General features: G+C 67.9%; 16 protein-coding genes and 1 pseudogene. 5 read left to right on the top strand and 12 right to left on the bottom strand.

Translation table 11 applies throughout. The features are described from left to right. Nucleotides 1-4 precede the first annotated feature (4 nt). Nucleotides 5-913 (bottom strand): DUF6282 family protein, encoded by a 909-nt coding sequence (locus BAY61_RS12715; protein ID WP_091797387.1) that lies wholly within the window; start codon nt 911-913, stop codon nt 5-7. A 316-nt stretch (nt 914-1229) separates the two neighbouring features. Continuing rightward, nucleotides 1230-2435: an erythromycin esterase family protein gene (locus BAY61_RS12710; RefSeq protein WP_170140018.1), complete on the bottom strand. Its 1206-nt coding sequence runs from the start codon at nt 2433-2435 to the stop codon at nt 1230-1232. A gap of 83 nt (nt 2436-2518) precedes the next feature. Here BAY61_RS12710 and BAY61_RS12705 point away from each other — a divergent pair, with 83 nt between their 5' ends. Beyond that, complete coding sequence (locus BAY61_RS12705) at nt 2519-3106, top strand: TetR/AcrR family transcriptional regulator (protein ID WP_170140019.1); 588 nt, start codon at nt 2519-2521, stop codon at nt 3104-3106. On the opposite strand, the gene BAY61_RS12700 is transcribed toward BAY61_RS12705, so the two are convergent. After that, nucleotides 3090-3512, bottom strand: coding sequence for a PPOX class F420-dependent oxidoreductase (locus tag BAY61_RS12700; RefSeq protein WP_091797379.1), 423 nt, complete (start codon nt 3510-3512; stop codon nt 3090-3092). The genes BAY61_RS12705 and BAY61_RS12700 overlap by 17 nt on opposite strands. A 26-nt stretch (nt 3513-3538) precedes the next feature. Further along, nucleotides 3539-4186 carry a class I SAM-dependent methyltransferase gene (locus tag BAY61_RS12695; RefSeq protein WP_211323476.1) on the bottom strand — a complete coding sequence of 216 codons (648 nt, stop codon included), beginning with the start codon at nt 4184-4186 and terminating at the stop codon, nt 3539-3541. Nucleotides 4187-4480: 294 nt separating this feature from the next. Here BAY61_RS12695 and BAY61_RS12690 point away from each other — a divergent pair, with 294 nt between their 5' ends. Continuing rightward, the gene (locus BAY61_RS12690) at nt 4481-5389 is read left to right on the top strand and encodes an alpha/beta fold hydrolase (RefSeq protein ID WP_091797374.1); all 909 of its coding nucleotides are present in this window, start codon (nt 4481-4483) and stop codon (nt 5387-5389) included. A gap of 12 nt (nt 5390-5401) precedes the next feature. On the opposite strand, the gene BAY61_RS12685 is transcribed toward BAY61_RS12690, so the two are convergent. The 3 genes and pseudogenes from BAY61_RS12685 to BAY61_RS12675 all read right to left on the bottom strand — a co-directional run bounded on the left by BAY61_RS12685 (nt 5402) and on the right by BAY61_RS12675 (nt 7660). Continuing rightward, nucleotides 5402-6061, bottom strand: a complete 660-nt coding sequence (locus BAY61_RS12685; RefSeq protein WP_091797372.1) for a response regulator — start codon at nt 6059-6061, stop codon at nt 5402-5404. Next, nucleotides 6058-7191, bottom strand: coding sequence for a sensor histidine kinase (locus BAY61_RS12680; protein ID WP_091797369.1), 1134 nt, complete (start codon nt 7189-7191; stop codon nt 6058-6060). Before BAY61_RS12680 ends, BAY61_RS12685 begins: the two co-directional genes overlap by 4 nt. A 65-nt stretch (nt 7192-7256) precedes the next feature. Beyond that, a pseudogene (locus tag BAY61_RS12675) lies at nt 7257-7660 on the bottom strand (RidA family protein). Nucleotides 7661-7730: 70 nt separating this feature from the next. Between BAY61_RS12675 and BAY61_RS12670 the strand changes: the two are divergent. Continuing rightward, a complete protein-coding gene (locus BAY61_RS12670) occupies nt 7731-8348 on the top strand; it encodes a TetR/AcrR family transcriptional regulator (RefSeq protein ID WP_176879509.1) in 618 nt (205 codons plus the stop codon). A gap of 10 nt (nt 8349-8358) precedes the next feature. Here the strand turns inward: BAY61_RS12670 and BAY61_RS12665 are convergent, their stop codons facing one another. Continuing rightward, nucleotides 8359-9009 (bottom strand): hypothetical protein, encoded by a 651-nt coding sequence (locus BAY61_RS12665; RefSeq protein WP_091797366.1) that lies wholly within the window; start codon nt 9007-9009, stop codon nt 8359-8361. Nucleotides 9010-9255: 246 nt separating this feature from the next. Here BAY61_RS12665 and BAY61_RS12660 point away from each other — a divergent pair, with 246 nt between their 5' ends. Next, the gene (locus BAY61_RS12660) at nt 9256-10239 is read left to right on the top strand and encodes a hypothetical protein (RefSeq protein ID WP_091797363.1); all 984 of its coding nucleotides are present in this window, start codon (nt 9256-9258) and stop codon (nt 10237-10239) included. A 115-nt stretch (nt 10240-10354) separates the two neighbouring features. On the opposite strand, the gene BAY61_RS12655 is transcribed toward BAY61_RS12660, so the two are convergent. Beyond that, nucleotides 10355-11731 carry a hypothetical protein gene (locus BAY61_RS12655; RefSeq protein ID WP_091797360.1) on the bottom strand — a complete coding sequence of 459 codons (1377 nt, stop codon included), beginning with the start codon at nt 11729-11731 and terminating at the stop codon, nt 10355-10357. A gap of 312 nt (nt 11732-12043) precedes the next feature. On the opposite strand from BAY61_RS12655, the gene BAY61_RS12650 reads away from it, so the two are divergent. Continuing rightward, the gene (locus BAY61_RS12650; protein ID WP_091797358.1) at nt 12044-12634 is read left to right on the top strand and encodes a DoxX family protein; all 591 of its coding nucleotides are present in this window, start codon (nt 12044-12046) and stop codon (nt 12632-12634) included. Nucleotides 12635-12655: 21 nt separating this feature from the next. On the opposite strand, the gene BAY61_RS12645 is transcribed toward BAY61_RS12650, so the two are convergent. The 3 genes from BAY61_RS12645 to BAY61_RS12635 form a co-directional block, all read right to left on the bottom strand. Further along, nucleotides 12656-13450: an IclR family transcriptional regulator gene (locus BAY61_RS12645; protein WP_091797355.1), complete on the bottom strand. Its 795-nt coding sequence runs from the start codon at nt 13448-13450 to the stop codon at nt 12656-12658. A gap of 122 nt (nt 13451-13572) precedes the next feature. Then, nucleotides 13573-14268: a class II aldolase/adducin family protein gene (locus tag BAY61_RS12640; RefSeq protein ID WP_091797352.1), complete on the bottom strand. Its 696-nt coding sequence runs from the start codon at nt 14266-14268 to the stop codon at nt 13573-13575. Between the two features lie 33 nt (nt 14269-14301). Then, nucleotides 14302-15681, bottom strand: a complete 1380-nt coding sequence (locus BAY61_RS12635) for an SLC13 family permease (protein WP_091797348.1) — start codon at nt 15679-15681, stop codon at nt 14302-14304. Between the last annotated feature and the right edge of the window lie 49 nt (nt 15682-15730).

Here is a 15730-nt window from a genome sequence, read left to right as displayed (position 1 = left end):
GGATTCACCCCCCGACCGGAGCGGGACGCTCGGCGTCGAGTCCCAGCAGGAACGCGGCGTTGCGGCAGGCGACCTGGCGTAGTTCCTCCACGCTCAGCCCTCGGTCGAGCAATTCCTTGCCCACCCGCATGAACGCGTCGACGGGCATGGGCCTGCCGCGCTGTCCGAGATCGGACGACAGCACCGTGTGATCGGGGCCGATCTTGCGAATCCAGTCCAGCAGCAGCGAAGGGTCCCATTTGCGGTAGCCCATCGGGTCGTACATGCCGACCTCGTGCTCGATGTAGGCACCCAGTTCGACGAGTTCGGAGCACTCACCTGGATCGGCGTCGATGACGAAGTTCGGGTGACTGATGATCATCCGCCGCACACCGCGATCCCGGCCCGCCGTGAAGATCTTGTGCGCCTCCGGTGGCGACACGTGACCGGCCGAGAGCAGCGCGTCGCTTTCCACGATGAGGTCGACGACCTCGTAGACCTCATCGACGAGCCGACCGTCGGCAGTGGTCACGTCGATGATGCGGTTCGGGATCTCGATGTCGGATTCGGGAAAACCGTGGTGGTCGTTTTCGCAGTGACAGCGACTGGAGAACGTGGGGAACCAGACGGCACGCCCGCCCATGCGCAGGCTCATCGCGACGGCGTAGGGGTTGATGCCGCCGATCTGGGCGTTCAGTGCGATCCCGCCGAACACCGGCGTGCCGATCTTCGCGAGGTCGCGCTCCATCGCCAGCAGGTCCATCACCGTGTTGTGATGGTGTGACTTCACGAGAATGCCGCGCATGCCGAGCCGTTCCGCGTCCCGTGCCGCCTCGACGTGGTCGAATTCGCGGGCGAAGGGATTCGGTCCTGAATGGCAATGCAGATCGACGGCTCCGTGAAGTACCTCTGCGATGGGTGGACTGCTCGTCACGCTGCGACCTCGCTGTCTTTCCAGGGCCGGATCGACCCCACTGCTCTGTGCGCATCACAGCATCGCTGTTCACATAGCGACTGTCAACACGTCATTCGCGAGGATCGCCGACATCCGCAGGAGACCGCCCCGAAATGAGCCGGACCTGCGATAACGATCCGATCTCCTGTCGGAACCGACGCGATGACCGTGAGCCACGGACCGCATCGCCCGCGCGACGAGCACGCGCGAAGCGTTCACGGTGAGTGCCGGGACAAAGTCGGACGGCCTGGCAGCCGGAGGAAAGCAGACGGTCGATGCCGGGTGGAGAAATTCGCTAGCTCGCGGGTCGCAGGTGGGGGACGTAGGCGACGGCGTCGAAAGCCCGAAAGACCGGCGCCCCAAGGAATTCTTCCTGTGAGCGGAACTTCGTGTAGGTTCCGGCGTCCTCGACGTTCGCCGCTCGCAGATCCGCGATCGCCAGCGCGGCCGTGTCGTCGATGGCCGCTTCGGCGAACGCGGCCTCGATGCTGCCGGGTTCCGGTGGCGGCAGGGGGCGCTGGACGACATCCATTCCACTCGGTTGGCCCGGGTTCAGTTCGCCGCACGCGACGCTCCCGTGATTGCCTGTCGCCGCGATCGCGACGTAGTCCTCGCCCAGCGCGGCGCGCAGGTGATACCCGGCGGGAAGGATGTCGGCGGGGCCGCCGTGCTCGACCGGTGTCGCGCGCAGGTGGACGTTGTGCAGCGCGAGAACGATCTTGGCGCCGGGATCCTCGTCGAGCAGCCGCAGCACCGTCTCGGCCATGGCGGTGTCCAGCGCGGTCGTTCCCACGGAAAGGCCGCTTCCGGAGAAGTCCCGGTACAGATGATCGGCGTGCCACGCGGCGCGCACACGGGCCAGCGCTTCGGTGCGCGCCGACGTGGCTTCCATCCTGCCGAGCAGACGACTCAGATCCGCGGTCAAAGCGTCCCTTGTGGACTGTTCGAGCGCGGCGTAGTTGAACAACTCGCGCATCGGATATTCGTCCTGATAGGCGCACGCGGCGGCGAGCGCGCGTTCCAGCAGCGGCAGCGCGCCGGGATCGGTGTGCCGCAGGTGGGTGCGCACCCGGCGCAGTTCGGGGACCACATCGGCAACGGCTCCGGCGAAGCGCACCGGGCGCTCCGCCACCGCGTTGTGCGCGCGCATCCAGGCCAGCGCAGCGTGCATTTCGCCGTGGCGGGTCAAGGCCATCGCGGGGGTGCCGGTCAGCTCGGCGAGGTCACCGGAAGCACCTCGCACCCAGGAATCGATCGCCTCGGACTCGACGCGCGGCGCCTCGAAGACGTACCCGGTGAATCCGCACCGCTCCACCAGAAACCGGAGCAACCGGTGCCGCAGGAGATAGAACTCCCTGACATGGTGGGCATTCTCGCCGATGGCCACCACCCTGGCCTCACCGATCAGCGCGCGCAGGGATTCCAGCTCGTCCAGCGGCGCCTCCGGGTCGAGCGCGCTCGCGGTGAACGCCTCCTGCCTCAGCCATCGCGCGAACTCCACGGTCGACTCCCTTCGTAACTTTGACAGCATTGTCAAAGTAATTAACTCTGACAATGCTGTCAAAGTTGGTAGGGTTGGCGACCATGACCGCCCGGGACCACGAACCGCCCCGGCGTCGCCGCCGCGCCGACGCCCAACGCAGCAGATCCGCGGTCCTGACGGCGGCCGCCCAGGTGCTGGGCACGCACCCCGAAGCGGGACTCGACGACGTCGCCAAGGCCGCCGGGGTCAGCAGGCAGACGGTGTACGCGCACTTCGGCTCAAGGGAATCCCTCGTAGACGCCGTCCTCGACCACGTGACCTCGGAAGTCGTCGCGGCCATGGACGCCGCAGCGATCGACGGAGAAGCGGCCGAAACCACCCTGCTGCGCCTGCTCGACGCGAGCCGGAGCGCTGCTCAACGGCACCCACTGCTCCTCCAGGACAGCCGGATCAGCGCGGAGCGCTCGCGCGACCTGCATCGCCCGATCATGAGCCGGTTCACCGAGGTGATCGAACGCGCGCAACGCGAAGGCGAGTTCACCGATCGGCAGCCCTCTACCTGGCTTGCCTCGGCGATCATCTCCCTCGCCCACACCGCGGCCGAACTGGCCGGCACCGGGCAACTGGACGCTCAGGCCGCCGATGCCGCCCTGCACACCGGCATCCGGCGGCTCATTCGCCCGGACTGACCTGGTCAGCGGCAACGCCGGTGCCGAGGCTGATTTCCAGCCCCACCGCCCGCCCACCACGGCGGCGAAGACTGCCCAGCAGGGTCGTGAGGACGAACACCCGGAACTTGTTGCCGTACTTTCCGGTCATCGCTCGCTTCGCCGTGCGCGACTCCGGTGCTCGCAGCACTCGCGCCGAACCGGACCGCCATGGCCCGGTCGGGACTCCCTCGAAGGTCGACGGCGCGACCTCGACGCGCGGATCGCGGCGGATCCGGGCTACTTTCCACGAACGGCCAGGGGTGTAGCCGTACCAGCGGCCCTCGCGAGGAGCCAGCCACACCGGCGTCGAAGCCGCCGAGCCATCCGCGCGGAACGTGCGCAACGCGAAAAACTGATCGCCGTCGGGATCGTCGCGAAATGCCACACCGGCAGTATTCCACGTCCCGAGAGCTAGTCGCGCCGATCCGGTACCTCCACGACGAAGAACAGGAAACTGATCCTGGTGGAAAGATCGTGGAACTCGGCGGGGAACAGTTCGCGCGCGGCCGGGTCCGGTTGTGGTTCGCTGATGGCGGCGAGCCGGAAACCGGCTGTGGTGAAGGCATCGGTCATCGCGTGCAACGGCCTGCGCCAGAACAGCATCGGAAACGACTGTCCGTCGAACGTCCATTCGGTGGTGTAACTGGCGGTCGCGAAGTAGTCGGGCCGGGGATCCTGGATCGCGTAGTCCACAAAGGGGTGTTGCACCGACGCGATCAGCCTGCCGCCGGACCGGAGTACGCGCCGCAGTTCGGCCAGCGTCGGCCCCCAGTCCTCCAGGTAGTGCAGTACCAGCGACGACACCACGTCGTCGAATTCGCCATCGCCGAACGGCAGGGGATCGCCAAGGTCGGCAACGCGCAGGTCCGCCTCCTCGCCGAGTTCCCGCCGGGCCAGCGCCAGCATCCCGGCACTGGAGTCGATGCCGGTCACGATCCCACCGCGATCGCGCAACGCGGCGAACAGCGGACCGCTGCCGCAGCCCGCGTCCAGAATCCGGCGCCCGGACACGTCCCCGGCAAGGTCCACGATCGCGGGCCGCGCGAGGTAGGCGGTCATGATGTCGTTCTCGGCTCCGGCCGCATACCCCTCGGCGAAGCTGTCGTAGTCGTTCGCCTCGACCTGTTTCGCGGGCCGCGCGGGTGTTTCGGTCACGCGATTCAATGTGGGCCTGAAGCCGCGGCCAGGCGACGACTCCGCACAGAACACCTCTGTCCCCCATGGGAGCTACGCGCGAGTGTCCACCGCGAGGTGACGATTTCGCCGTCCGGGATCCGTAGCGTTCACGACCACATCCACTACCGGCGCATCGCCGTTCTCGCTTCGATTCCGTTTCCAGAAAGGGTTTCTACTATGTTCCGCGACGTCAGGGCATCCGCCGTGCTCGCACTGTGCTGCACGGTGGCCGGCGTGGGCCTCGCAGGCTGCGACGAAGGGTCGAGCGCGGAGGCGAACCCGCCCGCGAGCGTCACCACCACGGGCACCGGCGACGACGTGCTCATCGGCACGGAGAAGATCGACATCGACGGCCGCTCGGTGAACGTCTCCTGCACGGGCGACCCGGTGGAAGGCAGGCCGGTCGTCATCCTGCTGGCAGGAGGAGGTGACGACCTCGGAAAACTGGCCGGGCTCCAGGAAACCCTGGGAGAACGGGACCGAACGTGCTCCTACGACCGGCTCGGCGCGGGGGAAAGCGACGAGCCCGGCGGACCGCAGACCCTCGACAGCACCGGTGCCGTACTGACCTCCGTCATCGACAAGGTCGCCGGTGACGCGCCCGTCGTGCTGGCAGGGCATTCGCTCGGCGGACTGATCGCCGCGAGGTACGCACCCGACCATCAGGACAGGGTCGCCGGCCTGGTTCTCATGGACGCCACGTCGCCGACGCAGGGCGCCGACCTCACCACGGAGGTGCCCCAATCGGCCACCGGCATGGCCGCCGAGTTGCGCGATCAAACGGTCGCGGTACTCGACGGACAGAGTCCGGAGCAGCTCACCATTCCCGACGGCGAGGTCCGTTCGGCCGGCGACATCCCGGTCGAGGTCATTCAGCACGGAAAGCCTTATCTCGCGGCCGTTCCCGAGTACGGCGACGCCCTCGAACGCTCGTGGGCCGAAGGCCAGGAGAAGTGGCTCGCGGTGTCCAGCCGCAGCAACCTGAGCACGGCCGAGAAGAGCGAACACCACATCTACGTCGACGAACCGGAACTCGCCGTCGCCGCGATCCAGCGCGTCGCCGACGAAGCCGCGGAAAGGGCTTAGAGCCCGGCGGGATCAGGTGACCAGACCGTGGCGATAGGCGTAGACGACCGCCTGAACGCGGTCGCGCAGCGAGAGTTTGGTGAGGATGCGCGACACGAACGTCTTGACGGTTTCCCTGCTGATCACCAGGGTCGCGGCGATCTCGCTGTTGGAAAGACCGTCCGCGACGAGACGCAGCACCTCCAGTTCGCGGGGCGTCAACGGAACGTCGCCCGGATCGCCCTCCGCGGGTCTGATCCGGGTCGCGTAGACACCGACGAGCTGGCGGGTCACCTCGGGATCCAGCAGCGCCGCGCCCGTCGCCACGGTCCGGATGCCGTGCAGGAGCCGGTCCGGCGGCGCGTCCTTCAGCAAAAAACCGCTCGCTCCGGCGCGTAGCGCGCGGTAGACGTACTCGTCGAGGTTGAACGTCGTCACCACGAGCACCTTGACGGGCCGTGCGACGCCGGCACCGGCGAGCAATCTCGTGGCGTCGATGCCGTCGAGCACCGGCATGCGCACATCCATCACCACGACGTCGGGGCGCAGTTCGGCGGTCAGGTCCACCGCGGCCTGACCGTCGCCGCATTCGCCGACCACGTCGAGATCGGGCTGGGCGCCGATGATGGTGACCAGTCCGGTGCGGACGAGAACCTGGTCGTCACAGACGAGAACCCTGGTCGGGGTGATCACGAGGTAGTCCTCTCCGGAATCCGGGCCCTCACCCGGAATCCGCCGCTCGCCCCGCTGCCCGCGCTGAAATCCCCTCCGAGGAGATCGACGCGTTCGCGGAGTCCGGCGAGCCCTCTTCCGCTGCCGCCGGGGACACCGGCCCGCGCACCGGAACCGTCCGTGCTGACCTCGACGGTGATCTCCCTTTCCCCGTGCCGCACCTCGACCGAGGTAGGGCTGCCGTGGTCGTATTTGAGCGCGTTCGTGAGTGCTTCCTGCACGACGCGGTAAGCCACCGGCCCTGCGCTGCCCGCGCCGTGGGGCGTGCCCTCCTCGGTGAACTCCACCGGTTGCCCCGCCTGACGTGTTCGCTCGACGAGGGTGGACAGTTTCGTTTCGGTGCCGTGGCCGGGATCGAGCAGATCGAGCAGAGTCCGCAGGTCGCTGATGGCGCGCCTGCCGGTGTCGGTGATGACGCTCAGCGTGTCGTCGAGGCGTTCCGGGGAGGCGGTGACATACCTGGCCGCCTCCGCCTGCACCACCATCGCCGTCACGTGGTGGGTCACGACGTCGTGAAGTTCGCGGGCGATGCGGTCGCGTTCGGCGGTACGGGTTTCCTCCGCGACGAGGCGGCGCCGTTCGGCCTCAGCCGCCCTGGTGGAACGCAGCCACGTTCCGATGCCCCAGACCAGGGCGCATGCCAGATAGAACAGGACGAACTCGCCGGGCGGTTCGCCTCCGCCGAGCAGGTGGAACGACGCCACCAACGGCACATACGCCACGGAGAGCGTGATCGCGGTGGCGCGCCTGCGCCATTCCAGCCGTGACCCGGCGTTGAGCAGTGAGATGGCCAGCGCGGTGCCCGCGAACGTGTGATAGCCGCGCAGCTGGTCGATGACGAAACCGACCGACACCAGTGCCAGGCAGACGGCGGGCCACCGCCTGCACACCGCGAGCGGAGCGCACTGGAGCACGATCGCCAGCACGGCCAGCACATCGTAGGACCGGTGGGGCATCCCGCCGACTTGCGTGCCGTGGCTGTGCAGAGCGGGGATGAGCGAGCCGGTGAAGAGCAACAGCCCGATGGTGGAATACCAGACAACGCCGTCGAACCGGCGCCACAACTCCGGGACCCGCCGAAGAGTGATCACCCGGGAAGCCTAGTGGTGGCGCCGTACGGCAAAGCACGGCATTCCCGGGATCGACGGCGCGGTGCTCAGTCGAGGACGGCGGTCGCCTCCACTTCGACGAGCAGATCCGGTTCGCCGAGCGCCGCGACGCCGAGGAGGGTGATCGGCTTGACCGGATCGACTCCCATCGCGGCCGCGGCCCTGCCGATGCCCTCGCCGAGCAACGGCATCTTGCCGGGATCCCAGTCGACGACGTAGACGGTCAGCTTGGCGACGTCGTCGAACGATCCGCCGACCGCCGCGAGCGCGGTGCCTATGTTGCGGTATGCCTGTTCCACCTGCGCGGCGAGGTCGCCCGGCCCCACCGGGTTCCCTTCCCCGTCGCGGGCGACCTGCCCGGCGAGGAACACCAGCTTCGAACCACTGGCGACGGACACCTGTACACATCGGGTTTGGGCAAGCCGTCGGGGTTGACGAGGGTCACGGTCATCGCGGACTCCATTCCTGGGCGGGATTCGGTCGGGCCATCAAAGCATAACAATGCCATGTATTGTCGAGTTGTGGTCAGGACCAAGGATCCGGCGGTGCGCGCACTGCTCATCCGGCGAGCGGCGGCGATGCTGCGCGCGAGGCAACCGGTCACGTTGCGGTCGCTCGTCGCCGGAACCGGGGTGTCGACCATGGCGGTCTACACCTACTTCGACGGTATGACCGGCTTGTGGCGAGCTGTGCGCCAGGAAGGGTTCACGCGGCTCGCCGCCGCGCTCGCCGCCGTCGAGGAATCGGCCGACCCGGTCAGGGATCTCGCCGCGCTTGGCGCCGCCTACGTCGCCAACGCCGAGGCGAACCCCGACCTCTATCGCGTCATGTTCGACGCCGGTTTCGATCTGGAGGATCCCGCGGCCGCCGACACGACGCTCCAGGCTCTCGTCGACGCGATCACCCGCGCCAAGGCGCGCGGCCGGTTCTCCCCCGATGTCGACGCGGCCGGTCTTGCCACCCAGAGCTGGGCCATCGGGCACGGGCTGGCGTCATTGGTGATTCACGGTCCGCTCCCCGCCGAGGCGTTCGACCACGCGATACCGATGCTCACCGCGCTGTTCACCGCCGCCGGAGACCGGCCGGAGCGAGCCCGCCGGTCGATCCGCAAGGGCTGGGCCCTCGGCGGCGGACGGTAGGCTGATTCGCTCACGGCCGGGGCAGAAGCGCGGCGACCTCGGCCGCCGTATCAAGGTCCTCGCCGCTGAATTCTCCGGAAAGCGGCTCGGTTTCGGCGACGGTGAGCACCGCCCTGTTCAGCCGGGAATCGTAGTTGTGCCCGGTGAAGCGGACATCGGCCGCTCCGACGAGCCCACCTGCCAACGGTGCGATGTCGCCGGTGCCATGCACGTCGATGAGCTCGCGGAACTTGACGGCCCGCGCCCGAGTGCGGAACTCCACCCAGGCAACCGAAACCACCACCGAGTCCTTGCCCTCGCCCACCGCGAACAACGTACGTTTCAACGAGGCACAGGGATTACGGATGAGAAATTCCCGTACCTCCCCGAACGAATGACGGACGCAGTCAGTGTGCTGGCGAGTCGCCTTGCGCACAGTACGCAAGCCGAGACGATGCCATGCCTCATCGGCCCGCCCAGCGCGAGCCGACTTCTTGCTCTCGGCCTTGCGCGCCACAAGATTCTTGCCGGTACCCGCACCGGTACCCAGCGGCCCGGTGCCACCGCCCACGCCGCCGGTCGTCGCGCCGAAGGCGACGACACTGGCCGTCACGACGGCGGCCACACCGGTCTTCGACGCGAATCTGCCCTTGTTGTCGCGCGGTTGATGTCGCCAGGCCATCAGTGTCCGCCCTCCCCAGTCCGGCCATCGATGGTCACAGACGACGACGGCAGAAGCGACACTTCGGCGAAAGCCGACCGCTTTGGACGAACGACGCGGTTTCGGTGCGCGGAGTACTACCCGGGAGGTAGTCCAGGCCCGTCCCGGTTCCCTCCGAGGCACGCGAAATGTCATCGCTGGCGGGACGACGGCGACCCCCTCGCCCACCGACGATTCGTGGCGACACCGAAATCATGGAGGTCGCTCATGTCGATGGTTCGTCATGTCACACCGGTACGCCCCGAGCTGGCGACCGGCATCGTCGCGGAGGTGTATCGCCAGGTCGACAAGGAGTTCAGCAGCATCGGCCCGGCCGTGCGGATCATGTCGCCCATGCCGGAAGCTCTCGCCGCGGGCTGGGCCATGATCAGGGAATCCCAGCTGACCGGATCCGCGCCCATGCGTGACAAGGCGATCGTGGCTCTGGGAGTGGCGCAGGCACTCGATTGCGACTACGACTCGGTGAGCTGGATCGCCGCACTGGAGCTGGCCGGAGAAACCCGGCTCGCGGCCGATCTTCGCGAGGGAAGGCCACCGGCCGACGAGTACGTCGGCGCGCTGCTGGAGTGGGCGAGAGCGAGCGCGAGAGGCCCTGTGCCCGCGCGGCCGTTCCCCTCCGAACTGACCGCCGAGTTCGTCGGCACCCTGCTGTTCACTCACCTCATCGACCGGCTCACCCACGCGATGCTTCCGCAGGGACTGCTGCCCGGCTCGCTCACCGGTGACGAGCCGCCACCGTTCGAGGATGCGCCGGTTTTCCGTGACGTACTACGGAAAAGGGCGGCGGGAGCGGGACTGGAGTTGTTGGACGAGCCGCCGGAGGAGTTGCTGCCGGAGTGGGCGGGTGACACCCCGGCCGGTGCGGCTTTCGCCGGTCTCGTCGCGGCGGCGACGGAGGGAGCGGCGCTGTTGAGCGAACGGGCCGAAGACCTCGTGGCGACGGTGATCGCCAAACACGAGGGCTGGGCCCCCGGCGTGCCTGTCAGCGAGCTGCTCGCCGACCTCCCCTTCATCGATCGCGCCACGGCCGAACTGGCCGTCCTCGCCGCGCTCGCGCCAGCTCGCATCACCGACACCAGGGTCGCCGCGTGGCAGGAAGCGGGCGGTCACGGCGACAGGGACACGGTGGCACTGCTGGTGTACGGCGCGATGGCGGCGGTGCTGCGCGTCGAGAAACGGGTGGTGGCATGAACCTCCGGCCGCCGGGTTCCGCACTCGGGCACCCGCGGCCGACCCGGAAATCCACAGTGGACTCGCCGTGGCGACGCGCCGGGCGTGACGACAGAGGTCACGCCCGGCGGCTGCCTCACGCCCTCGGGTAGACGAAGGTCCACTTCGCGGCCTCGACGACGGCATAGTCGGCGCCGATGTAGGAAGGAACCTCGGTGCCTTCCGGCAGCGCCGTCGCCTTGCCGGTGTTGAGGTCGATGGTCACTCCGGCATTGCCCCCGCCCTCGCCGTAGGCGGTTGCGGCGGAACCACCCTGGGAGTCGACGGAGGAGACCTCAAGACGCTCGCGTTCGTCGGTCGCGGTGAAACAGTGCCCCTTGCCGGTTTCCAGGTCCAGCACCAGTGTCGCCCCGAACAGGTAGCGCCCGTCCACCGACCGGGTCATCGGTCCGGGTGGCGTGGACATCATCGCCGCACCCGACGTCTCACACTTGGTTGCCGCCAGCGGCTTGCCGGTCGCCATGTCATGCGCCGCCAAGACGCGCTGGGTGATGTTCTCCTCCTCGACCGTCGGCCAAGACGCGATCGCGACAGCGCCGTCAGGCGAGCCGAAGGTCTGACTACCGGTGACGCTGCCCCTGTAGGTGGCACCCTCGGGAATGACATCGGTGCTGATCCAGCCACCGGCGACCCAGAACACGTCCCGCCCCTGGACGAGCGGGCCCTTGCCGGTGTCGCCCATCACAGACCTGCGCTGGTCACAGTTACGGGTTTCCTCGATGCAGGGTTTCGGAGGATCCAGCTCCGAGCCCTTGTGTTCGTACACGGTGAAGTCACCGGTGGCGACGTCGACCACGGCGGTTGAACCTTGGATGTTGACCAGGACGCGACCATCACCCTGCGTTCGGTACTCGATCGCCCGCTCCGGAATGTCGATGAGCCGTACCGGCGCGACACCCTCCCCCGATGTGGCGGTGTCGAAGACGGCGAGTTGGGTGAGGTCGGTGGACTTGTTCACCCCGTCGCCACCCTCTTTTCCGGTCGCGGCAAGAACGGCGTATTCCTTGCCGTCACCGCCCTTCGTGACCAGCACCCGCCCCCGGGCACCTTCGACCTCTTCTTTCCCGGGGAACTCGAAGACCTCGCTGGTCCAGCGTTGCTCACCGGTGCGCGCGTCGCGGGCTACCAACCCGGTGATCTTGTCGTATTTGTCGACATCGGCGAACACCAGCGCGCCGGCTTCGGGGGCGGGGTGGAAGCGCTTCAGCGGCCTGCCCTCGTCGTCCTCCGCGATCCAGCCCGTCTCGGCGTCGAACGCCTCGGGTATCCGCAGCGTCGCCGCCCTGTCGTCGTCGTCATCGTCGTTGCCAGCCTGAGCAGGTGGTTGACCCGCTTCCGCATTCGGTTCGAACCCCCTCACCGGCGAGCCCTCTTCCTCCGAGCCGCACGCTGCCAGTGACAGCACCAATGCGCACGTGGACACGGCAACACCGAGCCGGCTCCCCAGTGACATGACGTCTCCTCCGCAAGTTCTCAACAAGTGCGCTGGTCACGGTAACTTATGCAAACCTCACCGAGACAATTCGGGCATCCTTCTCGGGCCACATACGACCTGACGAAACACCCGGACAGCCCCAGTGAACATCCGGCGGGCAACTTTTCCGCCAGCGGATCCACTGTGGACATAACGATGTCCATCGTTAACAGGGAAGCAAACCCCTGACAACGCTCGCGCGGGCACGCCGGGTACTCGGCTTATCTCACATCGTGGCCGACTGCGCTGTCGTAACCGTGAGAACCACCACAGCGGACCGAGGAGACCGAGATGCACTTGCAAACGACAGCGGCCGACCGCCGCCCACTGGAGAAGAGCACCCACACCGGCCGGAGCCGAATCCGCCCCTTCGTCTTCTGGACCGCCACCGTCGTCGTCGTGTTCGAGCTGATCGCCGGATCGGTGTGGAACCTGATGTCGATCGAGTGGATTGAGGCCCAGCTTCGTCATCTGGAATACCCGGACTACTTCGCCTACATTCTCGGCGGCTGGCACGTCGGCGCGGCGCTGGCGATCATCGCTCCCGGATTCGGCCTGCTCAAGGAATGGGCTTACGCGGGTTGCTTCTTCCTGTGGTCGGGTGCCGTGGTGTCGCACCTCGTCCTCGGCGACGGCGCGGGGTCGTGGGGCGTGCCACTGATGTTCGCGGTGCTCGGCATCGTGTCGTGGGCCAGCAGGCCCGCCGACCGCAGGCTGTCCGGCACCCGCGCCGCGAAGGACCAGCCACCGCGACGCCGCCGCGCATGGGCCGTCGCGGCCGGGCTCGTCGTCGCGCTCTACGCCGTCTCGTTCGCCACGCTGCCCGCGGCGGAGGACTTCCTGCACGAGCGAGCGGTGAACCTCGGCTGGATCACCGAGTGACAGCCGAACCCGCGCGCCTGGTCAGTGCAGCAACGCGGCGGCCCGTTCGACGGTGGCGATCATCATCTCCGCGATGCGCTTGATCTCGGTGCGCCGCACCCTGCTCACGGGCATCGCCGTGTTGAAAGACAGCCGCAAGGCGGACCGGTCGGCGGGGAAGGCCACCGACACCGACGACACGCCCTCTTCGCTTTCCTCGGAACTGGTCGCGTAACCACGGCGCCTGATTCCCGCGAGTTCGCGTTCGAGTGCGGTTCTGCTGCTGATCGAGTTCTCGGTCAGCACCGGCAGTTCGTCGGCGGGGTAGAGCTGGTGCAACCGTTCCTCCGGAAGGAAAGCCAGCATCGCCTTGCCCGTCGACGTGCAGTTGGCCGGCATCGACCTGCCCAGCCTCGACGCGACCCGCACCGCCTTCGGGCTCTCGATCGCGTCGATGAACCGCACCGTCGTACCGTCGAGGGTGGCCACGTGCACGGTCTCGCCCGTCTCGTCGTTGAGCTGCTCCAGAAACGGCCGCAGAGTTTGCCGCACGTCGAACTTCTGCAGGATCGAGAAGGCGACACCGGTCAGCGTCGTTCCCGGCACGTACGCCTTCGACCGGCTGTCCTGCCTGACGAAGCCCCGGTAGTGCAACATGGCCAGCAACCGGTGGGCCGTCGAGGACGCGACGCCGAGATAGTCGGCGACCTCGGTCAGCCGGAGTTCACTGCGGTCCCCCAACAGCAGCAGAATCCTCAGCGCGTTGTCGACGGATTCGATCGGGTACTGCGGGCGCGGGCCGACTTCGATCGCGTCTAGCGCAGAAACGTTCTTCACAGCAGAAATCTTAGTCGACTCCGGCACGAGTCCCTACCCCCCGTTCCCGCGAGTGCCCCACCGGGTGTCGCCGCATCGTGCCCGGGCGCGGCGACACCCCGGCACGATTGCGGCTGCCCCGGTCAGCTCACGGCTGGGAGCTTCCGCACCAGGTAGTCCCACACCGCCGACACCGCGCGCCGATGGTAGATGTGCTCGCGTTTGGCCATGGACTCCTCGATCGGCGACCAGGAAGGCCAGCCGCCGCCCGTATGCGTCAGCAACTGCTGCGCGCACGCGCGTTCCAGCAGAATCGCCGCCACCGTCGCCTCCTCGACGTCCCTGCCGACCGCGACGATCCCGTGGTTGACGAGAAACACCGCGCGGGCCTCGCCGAGAACACCGGCCAGCGCCCGCCCCAGTTCCGGGGTGAGCACCAGGTCGGCGGTGTCGGTGAAGCGCGGCACCTCGGGCGGGACGAAATAGTTGGCCGCGTGGCTGACCGGGCGCAGTGGCTGCCCGGTGGCGGCCAGCGCGACCGCGTGCGGCGGGTGCGTGTGGACGACCGCGCCCACATCGGGGCGCGCGGCCATGATCTCGGTGTGGATCGGGTACTCGCTGTGCGGCGTTCCCTCCCCCTCGCGCAGGGTTCCCTTCTCGTCGACGAGGTGGACCCGCTCGGGGGTCACCTCGTCGAGTCCCCATTCGGCCGCCTTCAGCCAGACTCCCCTTCCGCCAGGGTCGCGGGCCGACACGTGACCCCAGATCAGGTCCCCGTGCCCGGAGGCGGCAAGCACCCGCGACGAGGTCGCCACCGTTTCCCTGACGTCAGCACACATGAATGTCCTCTCCGATCCTCAATAGACTGTCAGTCACACCGAACTCGGCAGGATGAAGACGAGCCACGTCAGCACGGGAGCCGTCACCACCATCGCCATCCCCCAGCCGAGCATCGTGCGGAACAACGCGGGACGTTCCCGTTCCGGCGCGTTGGCGAGCGTCAGCGCGCCGACCGAGGAGAACGGCGTCGAGTCCACCACCGTTGCCGAGATCGCCAGCGCGACGATCATCGCGCTGGCCCCGATCTGCCCCTGCAACAGGAACGGCACCGCGAGCGGGATCAGCACGCCGAGCAATCCGGCGCTGGAGCCGAAAGCTGAGGTGAACGCACCGACGACGCACAGCAGGAAGGCGATGAGCAGCGGGACGCCGATACCCGCGATGCCATTGCCGACGACATCGACCGTTCCGTAACGCTCCATGGCGCCGACCAGCGTGGTGACTCCACAGATGAGCAACACCACCGACCACACGATTTGCTTGTCGGCCTTGTCGAAGCGCTTCGGGAACACCACGTGCAGCGCCACGGCCGCGATCAGGGCCAGGAAGCCGATCTCGATGTCGAAGACGAGCGCACCGACACCGACGCCTGCCATGACCAGCAGGGTGATCGCCTGATCCGCGCGCAGCGCCACGGATTTCCGCTCCGCGTTGCCGGAGCCGGACGCGGGCTCCGTACCGCCGCTTGCTCCTGGCTCACCGGTGCCACCACCCCCGGTGATGGTCGAGACGCCGCCGGTGGAGGTCGTGGCGGCCACGCTCGCGGTGACCGTCGCGTGTGCCGTTGCCACCCGGCCGTGCCGCTCGCGCAACAGTTTCCGCCCGCCGAAGCACAGGTAGATCACCACGGCGAGCACGATGTTGTAGGCGGCGTTGCCGAAGAACAGCGCGGCCGAGGAGACCTCCACCCCTCCGGCCGCAGCGGCCCGCTGCACGATGATGGCAAGGCCGTTCAACGGGGAGAAGTTGCCGAGACACGAACCGTGCATGACCATCAGCGCCGACATGCGCCGGTCGATGCCGTAACGCTCGCCCAGCCGCAGGCACAGCGGCGCGAGCATGGCCACCGCGGCGGGTCCCAGCGCCCCCGCGGTGGTCGGCACGGCGGAGAAGACGAAGATCAGCCACGGCACCAGCGCGGGCCGGTCGCCGAACAGTCCCACCGCCCTGTCGATGATCCATTCGATCGTGCCGTTCACGGACGCGAGTCCGAACAGATAGGTCACGCCGACGAGCAGGACGAACAACTCGGCGGGGAACCCGGCGAGCAATTCGTCCACGCTCTCGCCCGCGACGAGCGTTCCGATGAGGAAGGTCGCGACGAGCGAAAGCGCGCCGATGCTGACGGGTCTGAGGGTGCCGATGATGAACACCAGTACGAGCGCCACGACTCCGATGACGTGGATGGACACAGTGATTCCTCTCCGCGCGCTTCATTGGGCGCGCCCACCGTGCGGGGCA

Source organism: Prauserella marina, from assembly GCF_002240355.1.
GTDB lineage: Bacteria > Actinomycetota > Actinomycetes > Mycobacteriales > Pseudonocardiaceae > Prauserella_A > Prauserella_A marina.
This window is presented reverse-complemented; position numbering and strand designations above follow the sequence as displayed.